Below are 16,960 nucleotides of genomic sequence, written 5' to 3'. Positions count from 1 at the left end.
ATATAAACCGCGCCATTCAAGCAAGAGGATCCCGGACGTGGAAGAAATCATCGAACAACTGCGCGAAGCCAACGAACCCGTACCGGTTCCTTTGGAATTGCCTGACGAAGACCAGTTGGTGGAAATCGAAGAAGAACTCTTCATCAACATCCCGTTCGTCTTCAAAGAGTTTCTGCTGACCGTCAGTGACGTGGTTTACGGCAGCCTGGAGCCGGTGACCGTCACCGACCCGCAATCCCACACCTACCTGCCGGACGTCGCCGCCAACGCCTGGGATGCCGGCGTGCCGCGCGACCTGATCCCGATCTGCCAGGATGGTGACGACTACTACTGCGTCGAAGAAGACGGCACCGTGGTGCTGTGGTCGGGTGAGGAAGAACTGATCACCGAAGAGTCTTGGGAATCGGTCTGGCACTGGGCTCGGGACGTCTGGCTGGAAAGCTGACACGCCCCATCCCATGGGTGGTCAGTGCCCCGACGGCTCCTTGTGGTTGTCGAGGGTTTCCAGCAAGGCCACCTGCATCCGCGTGTGCACCCGGATGAACCAGCGCCAGAGCAGCGCCGCCACGGCGGCTGCGACCACGGCGATCAGCACCAGCAACTTGTTGGTCGGCAAGATACTGGCCGACAAGGCTGCCAGCAGCAGGAAAATCACCAGCAGCGAGATGATCGGGATCACTTCGGCTATCACCCGGCGCACTCGCTGCGTGTGACGCCCGGCCATTTCCGGCTTCACACCCATCTCCGCCAGCAGCATCGACAGCGCCTTGAGCTTGCGATAGGCCGCGATCAGGAACGGCAGCGACACCAGCAACGCCCCACCCCAGATCAACGCCTTCTGCCAGCTCGGATCGCTGATCCAGTCCTGCATCCAGATCGAGAGGCGCCCGGCAAAGAAAGCGCCGGCAAAGAAGATCGCGATCACCAGCGCCAGATTGACCCCGACCTGCAGCAGAATCCGCCGGATCATCGAGGCCAGCATCGCGCCCTCACCCTGCGGCTGAATGCTGCGCAGCCACTCGCCGTACATCCCGAACACTCGACCGACTCGCTGCGGCATGGCGGCAGACAGCTTGATCGACAGCGGATCGGCAGCCCGGATCAGGTACGGCGTCAGCAACGTGGTAATCACCGAAACCGCCACGGCCACCGGATACAGGAAGTTGCTGGTGACCTGCAGGGTCATCCCCAGCGCCGCGATGATGAAGGAGAATTCGCCAATCTGCGAAAGCCCCATCCCGACCCGCAGTGAGGTGCGTCCGTCATTGCCGGCGATAAACGCACCGAGGCCGCAGGACAGCATCTTGCCCAGCACCACGGCAACAGTGATTACCGCGATCGGCCACGCGTATTGCAGAAGGATCATCGGGTCGAGCATCAGGCCGATGGCGACGAAGAAGATCGCGCTGAACAGGTCGCGAACCGGCTCGATCAGGCGCTCGATTTTCAGCAGCTGCCGCGACTCGGCCATGATCGCGCCGATCAGGAACGCCCCCAGCACCATGCTGTACTCAAGCTTGACCACCAACAGGCAGAAACCGAAACACAGGCCCAGCACCGTGATCAGCAGCATCTCGTTGCTTTCGAACTTGGCGACGTAAGCCAGCAGACGCGGCACCAGCAGAATGCCGACCACCAGGGCGACAATCATGAAAAGCGAGAGCTTGCCGACCGTGGAAAACACTTCGCCGGAGCTCACCGTGCCGCTGACCGCGATGCTCGACAGCAAGGCGATGATGCCGATGCCGAGAATGTCCTCGACGATCAGCACACCGAAAATCAACTGCGCAAAGCGCTCGTTTTTCATCTTCAGGTCGTTGAGCGCCTTGACGATGATGGTGGTCGAGGAAATCGCCAGGATCGCACCGAGGAACAGCGAATCCATGGTGTTCCAGTCGAACCAGCGGCCGATTTCGTAGCCGATCCAGATCATCAGGACAATTTCAAGAAACGCTGCGATGAAGGCCGTGGCGCCAACCTTGAACAGCTTGCGCAGGCTGAACTCCAGACCCAGGCAGAACATCAGGAAAATCACCCCCAGCTCGGCGAGTGTCTTGATGGTTTCTTCGTCGTGGATCAGGCCAAACGGCGGCGTGTGCGGGCCGATGATGAAACCGGCGACGATGTAGCCGAGCACTACCGGCTGCTTGAAGCGGTGGAACAGCACGGTCACCACACCTGCGACCAGCATGATCACCGCCAGATCCTGAATAAAGCTGATGGCATGCATGGTGTGGGCTCCTTGAATGACGAGGCTCACGCAGGCATGGGAAATGTCTGGGCGAGCTGAGTAAAAATCCGCTTTGGGTGTAGGAATCGCCCTTGGGGAGGCGCTTTTGCAGGGTAACACCGCGACTTCCGGCTGAAAGGCGGTGCAATATATGGAAACAGATCGCTTCGGGCGTGACGGCGACCAGCTGCCTGGCGTCCCGATAACGGTGCTTTTGAAAAGCGACCAGGCACCCGCAGAGGTGTTTCTTCCAGCAACCCTGCCTTGACCCGTGAGAACGTTATGGAACCCGGAAACGCCCAGCTGTCGATGACGGTACTGATGACCCCCGACATGGCCAACTTCTCTGGCAATGTCCACGGCGGCACCCTGCTCAAATACCTCGACGAAGTGGCCTACGCCTGCGCCAGCCGTTATGCCGGCCGCTACGTGGTGACCCTGTCGGTGGATCAGGTGATTTTCCGCGAGCCGATCCACGTCGGCGAACTGGTGACCTTCCTGGCGTCGGTGAACTACACCGGCAACACCTCGATGGAAGTCGGCATCAAAGTGGTGACCGAGAACATCCGCGAGCGCTCGGTGCGCCACACCAACAGCTGCTTCTTCACCATGGTCGCGGTTGACGATCAGCGCAAACCCGCCGCCGTACCGCCGCTGCAACCGCAGAACAGCGAAGACAAACGCCGCTACATGCAGGCGCAACAACGCCGGCAGATCCGTCAGGAGCTGGAAAAGCGCTATCAGGAAATCAAGGGCGACGCCTGAGATTTTTAGCGATCTGACGACCGCTATCGCGAGCAGGCTCGCTCCCACGGATAAAACGTCACCTGTGGGAGCGAGCCTGCTCGCGATTGAAGCCGACGCGGCATCAGAGGCTGATCGGCGTAGCCTCGAATTTCACCCGCGGATGCGCAATCCGGTCCTGCGCCCGCACAAGTTGCAGCTCGTAACTGGCGCAGGCCTGGGTTTCCAGCAGCACTTCATGTACCGCTGCTGCGGTGAATTCAAACGCCGCCACCAGGCTGTCACCGAGCAGCACACGCGCCAGGAACAGACCGGACGTCAGATCGCCCACCCCCACCGGCTGACGCGGAAACGCCAGCAGCGGACGCCGCAAATGCCAGCTGCCCTCGGCCGTCACCAGCAACATTTCAAAGCCATCCGCCGGTTTGCCCGGATAATCCAGATGCTTGACCAGCACCGCTTTCGGTCCACGCGCCAGAAGCGCACGCGCCATCGCCAGACAATCGAACAGCGACTGCGGCTTGCGCCCGGAGAAGCTGTCCAGCTCCAACTGGTTCGGGCACATGAAATCCGCAACGGCAGCGGCCTCCTCCAGCAGGAAGTCACTGACTTCAGCAGGAACGCTGCAACCCTTTTCCGGATGCCCCATCACCGGGTCGCACAGATAAAGGGCTTTCGGGTTGGCCGCCTTGATCCGCTCGATGCCACTGAGAATCGCCCGCCCCTGCGCCGCACTGCCGAGATAACCTGACAGCACCGCATCACAATTGCCCAGCTCACCGATCGCGGCGATGCCCTCGACCAGCTCGGGGATCCGGTGCGGTGCCAGCACTTCACCGGCCCACTGGCCGTACTGGGTGTGGTTGGAGAACTGCACCGTATTGAGCGGCCAGACATTTACCCCGACCCGCTGCATCGGAAAAACCGCAGCACTGTTGCCGGCGTGGCCGAACACCACATGGGACTGGATGGCGAGCAGATGAGGCGTACGTTTCATTCGGGTTTTTCCGTAAAACGATTGAAATTCAAGCCGCGCAGTATGCGACGAAACGCAGCCTGTACGACAGACCGGCGACGCAGTTAAGCTGACGCCATCATTTGGAGTTTCGTGTTGATGCTCACCCTGGAAAACATTTTCGTGCTGATGCTGTTCGCCGCCGCCGGTGCGTGGCTCTGGCACAACCACGGCTTGCGCGAGCGAGCGCTGGAGCGGGTTAAACAGCATTGCGTGAATGTCGGCGTCGAGTTGCTCGACGGTAACGTGGCGCTGAAGAAGATCGGCCTGATCAAGGACGCCAGCGGTCGGCGACGTCTGGCCCGGGTCTACAATTTCGAATTTACCGTGACCGGCGAAACCCGACATAACGGCACGATCACCCAGTTCGGTGCGCACAGCGCGCAGATCGAACTGGCGCCCTACCCGGCGCCATTTGATGACACACCGCCGGTGGTGGAGGTGACAAAACCGCGTGGTGAAGTGATTGAGCTGAGCCAGTGGCGTCAGGAACACACCAAGTGGAAGCCTTGAATCAACCTGCCTGAAGCCGAAACCGGGCCAGCCCGGCCTGTAATTCACTGACCGCCTGCGGTTCGTCGAAAATCAGCTCGATCCGGGAATCCTTGCGCCATTCACTGGGCAGCCAGCTGAGCTCGGCATTATCCAGCGCATTGGCTGACTGCCAGCCGTCCGGGCTGTGAATTACCAGTTTGGCCCGGCGCCAGTTCAGGCTTTTCAGCCATCGGGTTATCCCCGACACGTCGAACACCTGGCTCGGATGCCAGCGCCAACCGATGCTCCAGCCACCCTCCTGGGCCTGACTCAGGCAGATCGGCAGCGCCGGATCGCTCCAGATGGCCGGCATCTGTGCCAGCGCTTGGGGCACGATCAACTTATCCACACCTGCCTGCGCCTGTACCGCCAGTCCCGGCAATTCGCTGAGCGGCAGCATCGCCTGCTGCGTCCAGATCAATCGTACAGACGGCAACTGTCGGGTGATTCGCTCACGCGTGGGCTCGTCGAGGTTTTCTGCCTTGTTCAACAGCAGCAGGCCTGCGCTGGCCAAGGCTTCCTGCTGCGCGTCCGGCAGCGTTTTGCCCGCGGCAAGGGCCTGGGTGTCCAGCACCAGCACGCAAGGTTGTACGGCGAGTACGCCTTGCCACGGCGCCTCGTTCAGCTGCTTCAGCAACTGTGCCGGATGTCCGAGCCCGGATGGCTCGATGAACAAGCGATCCGGCCGCGCCTTGCGCAATAAACGCCCCAGACCAATCTGGAACGGCGCACCGTTCACGCAACACAAACAGCCCCCGGCCACTTCGCCCAGTGCGATACCATCGGCGTCGCGGGTCAACAGCGCCGCGTCGAGCCCGATCTGGCCGAACTCGTTGATCAGCACCGCCCAGCGCTCACCCGCCGGTCGCTGGGCCATGAGCTGGCGGATCAGGCTGGTCTTGCCCGCGCCCAAGGGGCCGGCGATGACGTGGGTGGGAATGTTCTGCAACATGTTCAAGGTTTTCTGGAGGTCGAAGATGCGGTGGATGGGATGGTCGTTGCTGCTGACGCTGGTGTCGAGCGAGGCTTTGGCCCAGGCCTGCGTGGTGCACAGCCAGGCGGAGCGGCTCGACGTGAAAGTCTGCCAGCAGAACCGCAACATCCCGGAAAAACTGTTCAACGACGGCTTCTGCCAGCCGACCCTGGCCGGGCAGAAAGTCGAGGTTCAATACGTCGACCAGTGCCCCGCTGGCGCGTTCGGCGTGTGCAGCAACGCGCAAGTCGCCAATATGCCTTATCGCCAGGATATCCACTATTACGGCGTGGCCACCGATACGGCGTATTTGCAGCCCTATTGCGAGGCTCAGAGCCAGGGGAAATGGCTCAAGCCCTGAGGCGCTATCCGAGCCAGTCGAGGGTCAGCATCAGCCGCCGCTCTCCCGGCGTCGGTTGTGGCGAGCGATGGATCAGGCCGAAACCTTCGTTGCCGTGCCATTTTTCGCCCTTGAGCAATGCCACTTCGCCCCGATTCAATTGCTGAATCCGTGACGTCTCCTGGGGCTCGGCTTGCGGTTGTCCCAGTTGCCGACGGTCCATCTGCCCTTCCCTTAACCATTCACTGCCGACACCGGCGTACGTGGTGATCAACCGCACCGGCACATGATCGACGTGAAAACGCGGACACATGGCCTTGTCCAATACCCGCAAGCGCAAGCCGATTCGCCGCGCGCCCAGCAGGCACGCGAAGGCACTGACCAGCCATTTCAGATCAGTGATGAACCCTTCATAGCCCTCCAGGTCGCGAAAACCGCCGGCCAGTCCCGTGAGATCCGGTTCTGCGTCTTCGTCCGGCAATTCCAGGCACAGTGCCTCGGCGTAGGGTTCGTTCAGAGACAACAACAAGTCCGCAAACTCGGCAATGTGCAGCGGAAGCTGCCGTTGCCAGACCGCGAGGTTGATCTCGTCGTCATGAATGTCCGCCAGCGCCTGCGGGGTCTGGCCGAACGATTGATGACGTGTACTGCCTGGCAGCGGTTTCAGGGCGAGCATCAGGCCACCTCTTCGTGCCAGGAGCCAAACGGATCGCGTAGTTGTAGCCAGCCTTGAGTACCGAGCGCCATTTCCGCATCGGTCAGCAGGCAATCATCCAGTTCCGACGCTAGCTGTACGAAATCGATGTTCTGCCCGATAAACACCAGTTCCTGACGACAATCGCCTACGCTGGCGATCCAGTTTTCCATGATCGCGGCGGTACTTTCCTGATCCTGCGGCCACTGTTCTTTAGGCACGAAGCGCCACCAGCGCCCGGCGAAACCGTGGCGCATCAGGCCACCTGCCTGGGACCAGCTACCGGCATCCGTGGGTTTGCTGGCCAACCAGAAGAAGCCTTTGGAGCGCAGCAGTTTGCCGTTTACCCAAGGGCGATCGATGAAGTCGAAGAAACGCTGCGGATGAAAGGGCCGGCGAGCCCGATAGGCCGTGGAGGCGATGCCGTACTCCTCGGTTTCCGGCACATGTTCGCCACGCAGTTCCTGCAACCAGCCGGGGGCCTGGGCGGCTTTTTCGAAGTCGAAACGACCGGTATTGAGAATTTTCTCCAGCGGTACCTCACCCATGACCATCGGAATGATCTCGGCCTGAGCGTTGAGGCGTCTGAGAATGGCCATCAGCTCTTCCCGCTCGCGACTGCTGATCAGGTCGATCTTGCTGATCAGCAGGACGTCGGCGAATTCGATCTGCTCGATCAGCAGATCGGTGATCGAACGCTCATCTTCTTCACCGAGGAATTCGCCACGGGACGCTAAGTTTTCCGCGGCCTGGTAGTCCGGCAGGAAATTCATACCGTCGACTACAGTGACCATGGTGTCGAGGCGAGCGATGTCGGCGAGGCTTTGGCCCTGCTCATCTCGGAAGGTGAACGTCTCGGCCACTGGCAATGGCTCGGAGATTCCCGTGGATTCGATCAGCAGGTAATCGAAGCGGCCATCACGAGCCAACTGGCTGACCTCTTCAAGCAGGTCTTCACGTAACGTACAGCAGATACAGCCGTTACTCATTTCCACAAGCTTCTCTTCGGCACGATTCAGGCTGACATCACGCTGGACTTCGCTGCCATCGATGTTGATCTCGCTCATATCGTTGACGATAACGGCCACGCGCAGATCGTCTCTGTTACGTAGTACGTAATTCAAAAGTGTACTTTTTCCGGCGCCGAGAAAGCCGGACAAAACGGTCACGGGAAGTCGGGAAGACATTGGATAAACCTCATCAGACGATCGCTAAACAGCGCTGTAGGCTCTCGGGGCCAGCGTTCTTGAGCTTCGATGAGATCACCAGGGAAGCAGACGCTTGAAATGGAAGCCACGGAAAGCCTTACCCGATTAATGTTATATTATAACAACAAATCAATCCACTCTCTTCTTGCCCAAAGTGACAAAGGGCCGGAAGCTGCAATCAATTCATCGCCGAGTCACATCATGAAAACCGCGCTGAAATATTCGTTTATCTGCCTGGCATTGCTGACGCTGAAGGCCGAAGCACAAGTGCCGGGACTCGCCAATTGCACGCGCAGCGCGAACCTTTTGGCGTGCATCGATGCCAACGGCAACGCCTACAGCGTCAACACCGTCGGCAGCACGATTTACCTGCGCGGATTCGAGAAAGCGGGAAACCGCTACTGGGCACAAACCAACAGCCGCTATGGGCAACTGACCTTCTTCACCGGCATCGCTTCCGATGGAGAAGCCTGGGTTGGCTACAACCGGCGAGTGGGCTGGACGACGATCAATCGGTTTTCCAGCTCAGGCGGCAGCAGCGCAAAGTTCACCTGCAGCCGGATCACCGGCTGTTAAACCCGCGATCCTTTCTGCTCTTGCTGCCAGGCCATGTAGCTGTCGACAGGTGGATTCTTCTGGAAATAGCGCTGCAAGCCCTCAAACAAACCGTCTGCTACGGCCTGCTGGTGACGCGCGGTCACCAGACGCTGACTGTCCCGCGCGTTAGAAATGAACCCGGTTTCCACCAGGATTGACGGCACATCCGGCGATTTCAGAACGGCAAATCCAGCCTGTTCCACGCGCTTTTGGTGCAGCGTAGTGATGCCAGCCAGACTGCCCAGCACTGTGCTTCCGAGTTGCAGACTGGCAGCGATGGTTGCGTTCATCGACATGTCGAGGATCACGCCAGCGAGCATCGGGTCCTTGTCTTTGAGATTGAGCAGGCTGGTTGCACCGAGCAGATCCACACCGTTCTCACGCTGCGCCATGAACCGCGCGGTGGCGGACGTAGCGCCACCTTCGGACAAGCAGTACACCGACGCCCCGGAAGCCGTCAGACGCGGTGCAGCATCGGCGTGCACCGAGATGAACATATCGGCCTTGTGCTGACGCGCAATCTCCACACGCTTGCGCAACGGGACGAAGAAATCGTCGTTACGAACCAGCTTCACATCAAATCCTTTCTCTCGTTTAAGCCGACGTGCGAGTAGTTGTGCAATAGACAAAACCACATCCTTTTCCCGCTCGCCTTTGGCGCCGATTGCACCCGGATCTTTTCCGCCATGACCAGGGTCGACCACCACCATGATGTCGCGCTTGGGGTGGGATTTTTCCTGGGGTGTTTCACGTGGAACGCTTGGAGGCGGCCCCGATGATGCGCTCATCAAGTCCAAAACCAGGCGATGTCCTTGCCCATCTTGAGGCGCCAACAAAAATGAGTTGAGCTGAACCGGGCTGCTTAGATCCAGCACGATCCGGGTGTTCCCTTGGCCAAAATGGCCGGAGCGGATCGAATGAATAGGGGTGCCGGATAACGCCAACTGGCTGAAATCCCCACTCAGGCTGGCGCCGCTCAAATCGATGATCAACCGCTCCGGCGCACTCAAGGTGAAGGTCTTGTAGCTCACAGGACCACTCAGATCGAACACCAGCCGAAGCTTGTCATCCGAACGCCAAATCCGCGCATTGCGTATCTGCGTGGCGGACACCGAAAAAGGCAAAACAAAGGCCGCGCTGGCCAGCATCAGGTTGAGCAAGTGGCGTCTGTGCATATGAAAGCCTGTTCATGAAAAAGGCATCGTGGTTTGAATTGTTATAATGTAACATTAAATTCAATCACCATGATGGAACTGCTCATGAACGCGCTGACTTTGCCGGATGTCGCGGCTCAAGCCGCCCGCCAGGCCCTGCCACTCGAATGGGTGGGAATGTGCGGCATTGCATTACCTGTGTTTATCGAAGGCCAACGCTTGGCTGCAAAAGCGGATGCAGGCGTCAGTCTTGATGATGGAGACGCACGCGGCATTCACATGTCGCGGCTCTATCTGGGGCTGGAAGCGCTGGAGCAGGAGAACCTTTCTCCCGCCCTTTTGCGAAAAGTTCTGCAGCGTTTTCTCGACAGCCACGAAGATCTTTCCGAAGCCGCCTATCTCAATATCCACACAGATTTATTGCTGAGAAGGTCGGCATTGGTCAGTCCTTTGGCAGGATGGAAAACCTACCCCGTCACTGTTTCAGCCCACCTGAAAAGCAAAATGTTCCACGTGGAACTGAAAATGGAGGTGGCTTACTCGTCGACTTGCCCGTGTTCTGCAGCATTGGCGAGGCAACTGATCCAGCAACAATTCATCGAAGACTTTGCCAACAAGCCACTGCAGCACGCCGATGTGTTGGCGTGGCTGGGCTCGACCCAAGGCATCGTGGCCACACCTCACAGCCAACGCAGTACCGCCCAGTTGCATCTGCATCTGGACGAATTCGTCGACGAATTGCCGCTGACGTCCATCATCAACGACGCCGAAGCAGCCCTAGGCACCGCCGTGCAAACCGCTGTGAAACGCGCCGACGAACAAGCCTTCGCCCTCGCCAACGGCCAGAACCTGATGTTCTGCGAAGACGCGGCCCGCCGCCTGAACCTGGCACTGCGTCGCTCACCCGGTGTCAGCGAATTCCATGTCCGAGTCATCCACGCCGAAAGCCTCCATGCTCACGACGCTGTCGCCGAGAGTCACTGGCGCCGGGAGCAGCCATGATTCGTTGCCAGAACCTGAGCTGGGGAACACCCGGCCAACCGCTCACTGCACCTCTGAACCTTCGGCTGGAAAGCGGCAGCCTGACGGCAATCATCGGCGTCAACGGCAGTGGCAAAAGCAGCCTGCTCAAAGTCATCGCCGGATTACAGCGACCGCTGGCTGGCGAAGTCGAACTAGGTGTTCCACGCCAAAGCGGTTTGTCCTTCCTGCCTCAGCAACAGCATCTGGATCGACAGTTCCCGATCAGTCTTCAAGAGTTGGTGGCAGCCGGTTTCTGGGGACGCCGACTGTCGTCGCATCTCAGAGCCCAGCGTCTCGAATCCGCACTGGAAGACTGGCATCTGAGCGGACTGGAACATCGTCCCCTGATGGCCCTCTCCGGCGGAGAACTGCAACGCGCCCTGCTCGCCCGATTGAGTCTGGCCGACACTCCGTTGCTGCTGCTCGACGAACCCCATGCCGCGCTCGACGAACTGGGGCAGAAACTGTTGTGGCAACACCTGCACGCCTGGCATGAGCAGGGACGAACCCTGGTGGTGGTTTGCCATGACCTTGCCGCCGTGCGCCAACACATTCCACAGACCTTGCTGATCAAACAGAGCGGCTGCGCATTCGGCAGCAGCACCGACCTCATTCAGCAAACACCTCACACGCAGGTGGCCTGATGCTCACGCTGAGCCATTTATGGCAACCGTTCCACGAGTTCGTCTTTATGCGCCGGGCCCTCCTCGGCGGTCTGGTCCTGGCGTGCAGCACCGCGCCATTGGGCGTGTTTTTGATCCTGCGCCGGATGAGCCTGATTGGCGACGCCGTCGCCCACGGCATCCTCCCCGGCGCCGCGCTGGGGTTCTGGTTCGCCGGGTTGAGTCTGCCGGCCCTGACCCTCGGCGGACTCGGTGCCGGCCTGAGCATGGCCGGACTCGCCGCGTGGATCACCCGGCGCACCGGCCTGCGCGAAGACGCCAGCCTCGCCGCGATCTATCCCATCTCGTTGGCCAGCGGCGTGCTGATTCTCGGCATCGCTGGCAAGCGACTCGATTTGCTGCACCTGCTGTTCGGCTCCGCTTTGGCGGTCGATGGGCCGACCCTCAACGGCATGCTGTGGGTGTCGGCACTCAGCCTGATGGCCATGGCACTGATCTACAAACCCTTGCTACTCGACACGCTCGATCCGTTTTTCCTGCGCACGGTCAGCCGACTCGGCCCCGTCGCCCATGGCGTGTTCCTGACGCTGGTGGTGCTCAATCTGGTGATCGGTTTCCAGGCCATCGGCGCCTTGATGGTGGTCGGCCTGATGATGCTGCCCGCCGCCGCATCACGCTTCTGGAGCCGACGCCTGCCGATCCTGATTGCCATCGCCGCGCTCATCGGTTGCGCATCGGTATGGCTCGGCCTGTTGCTGTCGTTCTACTACTCGCTGCCCAGCGGACCGGCCATCGTGTTGGTCGCCGGCGGCGGTTACCTGTTGTCCGTGGTGTTCGGACCGGTGCACGGTCTGTTGCGCCGCCCGCCTTTGCTCACATCCCAATGAGGTGTTTCCCGATGCGCGCTCTACTCGTGCTGTTCAGCCTGATGCTGTCGATGTCGTTATCGGCGGCGGAAAAACTGCCGGTGGTCACCAGTTTCAGCATCCTTGCCGACATGGTGCATCAGGTCGGCGGCGAGCATATCCAGATCACCAACATGGTCGGCCCTGACGCCGATGCCCACACTTACGAACCCACTCCGGACGACGCCAAAGCCCTGCTCAAGGCGAAACTGATCGTCAAGAACGGTCTGGGTTTCGAGCCGTGGCTGGATCGGCTGGTCGCCAGCACCGACACCAGAGCCCCGGTGATCAGCGCCAGTCGCGGCGTGATTCCGCGGTCGCTGGATGAGGACGGCGAAACCGTTCCCGATCCTCACGCCTGGCACAACCTGGCGAACGCCGAGCTCTACATCGCCAACATCACCAAGGCGCTGATCGCCGCTGACCCGGCAAACAAAGCCGACTACGAGCGCAACAGCCAGGCCTACCTGAAACAGATCTACGCCCTCCTCGCCCAAGCGAAAGCGAAGCTCGGTTCCTTGCCGCCGGGCAACCGCAAGATCGTCACCAGCCACGACGCCTTCGGTTATCTCGGTCAGGCGTACGGCATAGACTTCATGGCGCCACAAGGTCTGTCCACCGAACGCGAACCTTCCGCTGCCGAAGTCGCCGCGCTGATCACCCAGATTCGTCAGGCCAAGGTTAAAGCGGTGTTCATGGAAAACATCAAGGACGCGCGCCTGCTCAAACAGATCGCCGACGAAAGCGGCGCACACATCGGCGGCACGCTGTACTCCGACGCCCTCGCCGCCAGCGGTCCGGCCAGCACCTTCACAGGGCTGTTCGAATACAACCTCAACACTCTTTACCAAGCCCTGAGCCAACCATGATCCGTAAAAATCCTTCCGGTGATTTGCCGCAGATTGCCGAGTCTGCCTACGTCGATAAAACCGCGATCATCTGCGGCAAAGTCGTCATCGGTGAAAACGTATTCGTCGGCCCGTACGCGGTGATCCGCGCCGATGAAGTGGACGCCACGGGCGACATGGAGCCGATCACCATCGGCGCCAATTCGAACATCCAGGACGGCGTGGTGATCCACTCCAAATCCGGCGCGGCGGTGACTATCGGCGAATTCAGCTCCATCGCCCACCGCTCGATCGTGCATGGCCCGTGCACGGTCGGCGACCGGGTGTTCATCGGTTTCAACAGCGTGCTGTTCAATTGCGTGGTGGGCAACGGCTGTGTGGTGCGGCACAACTCGGTGGTCGACGGCCGAGATCTGCCGGACGCGTTCTACGTGCCCTCCACCACGCGCATCGGCCCGGGCACCGACCTCTCGCAATTCCCGCCGGTGAGCGTGAGCGCTTCGGAGTTTTCCGAAGATGTGGCGCGCACCAACGTCGACCTGGTGCGCGGCTACAAAGCCTTGCAGAACGAGTTCTGAATCATGAGCAGTGTGTTGATTCGCAATGCGCGGCTGGTGAACGAGGGGCGTGAGTTCGACGCCGATCTGTTGGTCAGCCACGGGCGCATCGTCAAGATCGCCGGCAGCATCGAAGGGGAAAACGCGACCCGTGAAATCGACGCCGACGGTCAATGGCTGCTGCCGGGAATGATTGATGACCAAGTGCATTTCCGTGAGCCGGGTGCGCCGGCCAAGGGCAGCATCCACACCGAGTCCCGTGCAGCCGTGGCCGGCGGCATCACCAGTTTCATGGACATGCCCAACACCCACCCTGCCACTCTGACTCTCGAAGCGCTGGCCGACAAAAAGCGCCGGGCGGCAATCAACTCGGTGGCCAACTACGGTTTTCACTTCGGCGTCAGTCACGACAATCTGGACACGGTCGCAGCACTCAACCCGAGCGAAGTGGCCGGGGTCAAAGTGTTCATGGGCGCGTCCACCGGCAACATGCTGGTGGACGACCCCAACACCCTCGAGCGTCTGTTCGCCAAAGTGCCGACGATTCTGCTGGCCCACTGTGAACACACGCCGAGCATCGATGCGAATGCCGCGAACCTGCGCGAACGCTTCGGCAACCAACTGCCGCCCGATGCCCACGCGCAGATCCGCAATGCCGACAGCTGCTTTCGTTCATCGTCTCTGGCGGTGGATCTGGCCAAACGTCATGGCACTCGCCTGCACGTCCTGCACCTGACAACGGCCCGCGAGCTGGCGTTGTTCGAAGACAAACCGCTGTCGCAAAAACGCGTCACCGCCGAAGTCTGCCTGCATCACTTGCTGTTCGATGACCGTGACTATCCGAAGCTTGGCAACCTGATCAAATGCAATCCAGCGATCAAGTCCCAAGCCGATCGTGATGCCTTGCGTCAGGCACTGCTGAGCAATCGACTGGACGTGATCGGCAGCGATCACGCACCGCACACCTGGGCGGAAAAGGAGCAAGCGTATGAACAGGCGCCGTCTGGACTGCCACTGGTGCAACACGCGCTGCCGGCGCTTCTGGAACTGGTGGCGGATGGCGTATTGCCGATCACCACGCTGGTGGCGAAGACCAGCCACCGGGTGGCCGATCTGTTTGCCATTCCGGATCGCGGTTATTTGCGCGAGGGGTATTGGGCGGATCTGGTGTTGGTTCAACCGGAGCCTGGGGGTGTCGCGGTGTCCCGCCAACCGGTTCTGTCGCAATGTGGCTGGACGCCGTTCGCTCAGCGCAGCTTTCGGCATCGGGTCAGCACGACGATGGTGTCGGGGCAGATCGCGTGGCATGACCATCGGATCCACGACAACTGCCAAGGATTGCCGCTGCGTTTCATGCGCTGAAAAAAAACCGCCTCCACTCGATGTGGAGGCGGTTTCGATAATGACGTTACGCTCTCGGTTTGACCGTGCCGCAATCCTGACCCAGCCAGACTGCCCGGGTTTCCAGACTGCCCTTCTGGTTGATCCCGATCGCATTGAAAGTGCCATTGGCGACGGTGGTGAACTCGCGGTCACTGAGGAACGTCGCGACGCCGGTGCCTTGGGCTTTCGGGCAACTGAAGCGGAATTTCCACTGGTTGCCGACACGCTCGGTGATCTGCTGTTTGCAGCCCGACTGCGGGTCCGCCAGCGGAATATCGTTGGTCGCCACCTGCTGCGGCGTCAGGCAGGCGCGGATACCCTTGCCACCGATATTGATCCCCTGCTTCTCCAGTTCCGCCCGCTGCTGCGGGGTGATCTGGCCCTGAATCTGGCCGAGGATCGATTGCACATCCATCACCTGATCATCGACCTTCACATTGCTCGACGTCATTTCCCACAACCCCGGCTGCAGCATTTGCGCCTGAGCAACCACCGGCAAGGCCAAACCCAGGCCCAGCGCCAAACCCAGCAGACGAACGTTCATTGAAAAACTCCTGATCAGTAGTGGCCGTTAGACGCCGGCCGCCTGTTTCGGTTCATGGCGGGCGCTGACGGCGTGAAAACAAATAGCGACAATCGCCATGGAACATGGTCTGTTAAGCATTGAATCTTCAGGAGCAAGGTTGCCCCATGGATTATTTCGGACCGCACATTTTCGGTTACCTGATCGCCCTGATACACACCCTCGGCTCGATCGCCGCGATCCATGCCGTATTGACCGTACGCACCGCCCAAGGCTCGATCGCCTGGGCGCTGTCGCTGATCTTCATTCCCTACCTCACCCTCATTCCTTATCTGGTGTTCGGCCGCAGCACCTTCGATGGCTACATCAAGGCCCGCCGCCAGGCCAACGAACAAATGCGCCTGGCGATTTCCGAGCTCAACTGGCGGCCGTGGGTGGAAGAGGCCCTGACCGCCCGCGCCTCGAATGCTTACGACTCGTTGCGGGCAATGCCGAAGCTGGGGCGCATGCCGTGCCTGGCCAACAATGAAGTGCAATTGCTGATCAACGGCGCGGCGACCTTCGAGGCGATTTTCCACGCAATCGACCAGGCGCGGGAAGCGGTGCTGATCCAGTTTTTCATCATTCACGACGATCGTCTCGGTCAGCGCCTGCGTGACCTGCTGCTGAAGAAAGCCGCCGAAGGCGTGGTGATCCATTTGCTCTACGACCGTATCGGCAGCCACGCCCTGCCCCACAGCTACGTGCAGGCGCTGCGCGACGGAGGCGTCGAGGTCAAGGCGTTTGCCACCCGCAGCGGCTGGCTCAATCGTTTCCAGGTGAATTTTCGCAACCACCGCAAGATCGTGGTGGTCGACGGGCTGATCGGTTTTGTCGGCGGCCACAACGTCGGCGACGAGTACATGGGTGAAAAACCACCGCTGGCACCGTGGCGCGACACTCACGTTCAGGTGCGCGGCCCGGTGGTGGCGTGCATGCAGGAGTCGTTTGCCGAAGACTGGTTCTGGGCCGCGCGGACATTGCCGCCGCTGATCCTGCCGGACGCGTACCCGGAGGACGGCGTGCTTTGCCAATTGCTCGCCAGTGGCCCGGCGGATGCTTACGAAACCTGCTCGCTGTTCTTCGTTGAGGCCATCCACGCCGCCACCGAGCGCGTGTGGATCACCAGCCCCTACTTCATTCCCGACGAAGCCGTATTCGCAGCATTGCGCCTCGCCGTATTGCGCGGGGTCGACGTGCGCCTGTTGCTGCCTTCGCGCCCCGACCACCGCATCGTCTACGCCGCCTCCAGCCTGTATGCGTTCGAAGCGGTGCGCGCCGGCGTGCGGGTATTCCGCTACGAACCGGGTTTCCTGCATCAGAAAGTGGTGTTGATCGACAGCGAAATCAGCGCCATCGGCAGTGCCAACCTGGACAACCGCTCGTTCCGGCTGAATTTCGAGGTAATGCTGCTGACCGTCGACAGCGAATTTGCCGCCAGCGTGGAACAGATGCTCAACGATGATTTCGCCCAGGCCTACGAAGTCGCCAAAGAAGAAAGCCGGGAGATACACCGCCTGCAACAGGTCGGTATGCGGATCGCCCGGCTGATTTCACCGATCCTCTAGGT

General features: G+C 60.3%; 19 protein-coding genes. 12 read left to right on the top strand and 7 right to left on the bottom strand.

Annotated features, from left to right (window positions below):
- Window positions 1–37: 37 nt before the first annotated feature.
- Window positions 38–445, top strand: a complete 408-nt coding sequence (locus AC07Y2_RS07975; protein WP_007954245.1) for an SMI1/KNR4 family protein — start codon at window positions 38–40, stop codon at window positions 443–445.
- 21 nt (window positions 446–466) lie between these two features.
- On the opposite strand, the gene AC07Y2_RS07970 is transcribed toward AC07Y2_RS07975, so the two are convergent.
- The gene (locus AC07Y2_RS07970) at window positions 467–2,230 is read right to left on the bottom strand and encodes a cation:proton antiporter (protein WP_039765059.1); all 1,764 of its coding nucleotides are present in this window, start codon (window positions 2,228–2,230) and stop codon (window positions 467–469) included.
- 282 nt (window positions 2,231–2,512) lie between these two features.
- Here AC07Y2_RS07970 and AC07Y2_RS07965 point away from each other — a divergent pair, with 282 nt between their 5' ends.
- The gene (locus AC07Y2_RS07965; RefSeq protein WP_003229693.1) at window positions 2,513–2,995 is read left to right on the top strand and encodes an acyl-CoA thioesterase; all 483 of its coding nucleotides are present in this window, start codon (window positions 2,513–2,515) and stop codon (window positions 2,993–2,995) included.
- Between the two features lie 103 nt (window positions 2,996–3,098).
- Here the strand turns inward: AC07Y2_RS07965 and pdxY are convergent, their stop codons facing one another.
- On the bottom strand, window positions 3,099–3,971 hold the full coding sequence (gene pdxY / locus AC07Y2_RS07960; protein WP_039765058.1) for a pyridoxal kinase PdxY: 873 nt from the start codon (window positions 3,969–3,971) through the stop codon (window positions 3,099–3,101).
- 117 nt (window positions 3,972–4,088) lie between these two features.
- Between pdxY and AC07Y2_RS07955 the strand changes: the two genes are divergently transcribed.
- A complete protein-coding gene (locus AC07Y2_RS07955; protein ID WP_039765057.1) occupies window positions 4,089–4,502 on the top strand; it encodes a DUF3301 domain-containing protein in 414 nt (137 codons plus the stop codon).
- A 1-nt stretch (window position 4,503) separates the two neighbouring features.
- On the opposite strand, the gene AC07Y2_RS07950 is transcribed toward AC07Y2_RS07955, so the two are convergent.
- Entirely contained in the window at window positions 4,504–5,475 is a 972-nt protein-coding gene (locus tag AC07Y2_RS07950) for a CobW family GTP-binding protein (RefSeq protein WP_103385791.1), read from the bottom strand.
- Between the two features lie 25 nt (window positions 5,476–5,500).
- Between AC07Y2_RS07950 and AC07Y2_RS07945 the strand changes: the two genes are divergently transcribed.
- A complete protein-coding gene (locus AC07Y2_RS07945; RefSeq protein WP_103385792.1) occupies window positions 5,501–5,857 on the top strand; it encodes an NADH:ubiquinone oxidoreductase in 357 nt (118 codons plus the stop codon).
- Between the two features lie 4 nt (window positions 5,858–5,861).
- Here AC07Y2_RS07945 and AC07Y2_RS07940 read toward each other — a convergent pair whose 3' ends face one another.
- Window positions 5,862–6,512: a DUF1826 domain-containing protein gene (locus tag AC07Y2_RS07940; RefSeq protein WP_103385793.1), complete on the bottom strand. Its 651-nt coding sequence runs from the start codon at window positions 6,510–6,512 to the stop codon at window positions 5,862–5,864.
- On the bottom strand, window positions 6,512–7,717 hold the full coding sequence (gene zigA, locus AC07Y2_RS07935; protein ID WP_103385794.1) for a zinc metallochaperone GTPase ZigA: 1,206 nt from the start codon (window positions 7,715–7,717) through the stop codon (window positions 6,512–6,514). Before zigA ends, AC07Y2_RS07940 begins: the two co-directional genes overlap by 1 nt.
- Window positions 7,718–7,939: 222 nt before the next feature.
- On the opposite strand from zigA, the gene AC07Y2_RS07930 reads away from it, so the two are divergent.
- Entirely contained in the window at window positions 7,940–8,314 is a 375-nt protein-coding gene (locus tag AC07Y2_RS07930) for a hypothetical protein (protein WP_039765049.1), read from the top strand.
- Here the strand turns inward: AC07Y2_RS07930 and AC07Y2_RS07925 are convergent.
- On the bottom strand, window positions 8,311–9,510 hold the full coding sequence (locus AC07Y2_RS07925; protein ID WP_039765047.1) for an N-acetylmuramoyl-L-alanine amidase: 1,200 nt from the start codon (window positions 9,508–9,510) through the stop codon (window positions 8,311–8,313). The genes AC07Y2_RS07930 and AC07Y2_RS07925 overlap by 4 nt on opposite strands.
- A gap of 84 nt (window positions 9,511–9,594) precedes the next feature.
- On the opposite strand from AC07Y2_RS07925, the gene folE2 reads away from it, so the two are divergent.
- From folE2 to AC07Y2_RS07895, 6 genes are read left to right on the top strand one after another with little or no spacing between them, the layout of a single operon-like run.
- Window positions 9,595–10,491 carry a GTP cyclohydrolase FolE2 gene (gene folE2 / locus AC07Y2_RS07920; protein ID WP_039765046.1) on the top strand — a complete coding sequence of 299 codons (897 nt, stop codon included), beginning with the start codon at window positions 9,595–9,597 and terminating at the stop codon, window positions 10,489–10,491.
- Window positions 10,488–11,156, top strand: coding sequence for a metal ABC transporter ATP-binding protein (locus tag AC07Y2_RS07915; RefSeq protein ID WP_085667322.1), 669 nt, complete (start codon window positions 10,488–10,490; stop codon window positions 11,154–11,156). Before folE2 ends, AC07Y2_RS07915 begins: the two co-directional genes overlap by 4 nt.
- Window positions 11,156–12,022, top strand: a complete 867-nt coding sequence (locus AC07Y2_RS07910) for a metal ABC transporter permease (RefSeq protein WP_039765042.1) — start codon at window positions 11,156–11,158, stop codon at window positions 12,020–12,022. Before AC07Y2_RS07915 ends, AC07Y2_RS07910 begins: the two co-directional genes overlap by 1 nt.
- Window positions 12,023–12,033: 11 nt before the next feature.
- Window positions 12,034–12,909: a metal ABC transporter substrate-binding protein gene (locus AC07Y2_RS07905; protein ID WP_085667320.1), complete on the top strand. Its 876-nt coding sequence runs from the start codon at window positions 12,034–12,036 to the stop codon at window positions 12,907–12,909.
- Window positions 12,906–13,466 (top strand): gamma carbonic anhydrase family protein, encoded by a 561-nt coding sequence (locus AC07Y2_RS07900; protein ID WP_074689871.1) that lies wholly within the window; start codon window positions 12,906–12,908, stop codon window positions 13,464–13,466. The genes AC07Y2_RS07905 and AC07Y2_RS07900 overlap by 4 nt, the downstream gene beginning before the upstream one ends.
- Before the next feature lie 3 nt (window positions 13,467–13,469).
- Window positions 13,470–14,807 carry a dihydroorotase gene (locus tag AC07Y2_RS07895; protein ID WP_103385795.1) on the top strand — a complete coding sequence of 446 codons (1,338 nt, stop codon included), beginning with the start codon at window positions 13,470–13,472 and terminating at the stop codon, window positions 14,805–14,807.
- 46 nt (window positions 14,808–14,853) lie between these two features.
- Here the strand turns inward: AC07Y2_RS07895 and AC07Y2_RS07890 are convergent, their stop codons facing one another.
- Window positions 14,854–15,372, bottom strand: coding sequence for a DUF3617 domain-containing protein (locus AC07Y2_RS07890; RefSeq protein ID WP_007954220.1), 519 nt, complete (start codon window positions 15,370–15,372; stop codon window positions 14,854–14,856).
- A gap of 146 nt (window positions 15,373–15,518) precedes the next feature.
- Between AC07Y2_RS07890 and cls the strand changes: the two genes are divergently transcribed.
- Window positions 15,519–16,958: a cardiolipin synthase gene (gene cls, locus AC07Y2_RS07885; RefSeq protein WP_103385796.1), complete on the top strand. Its 1,440-nt coding sequence runs from the start codon at window positions 15,519–15,521 to the stop codon at window positions 16,956–16,958.
- Window positions 16,959–16,960: the final 2 nt, after the last annotated feature.

The organism is Pseudomonas sp. GW456-12-1-14-TSB6 (genome assembly GCF_059424205.1).
This window is presented reverse-complemented; position numbering and strand designations above follow the sequence as displayed.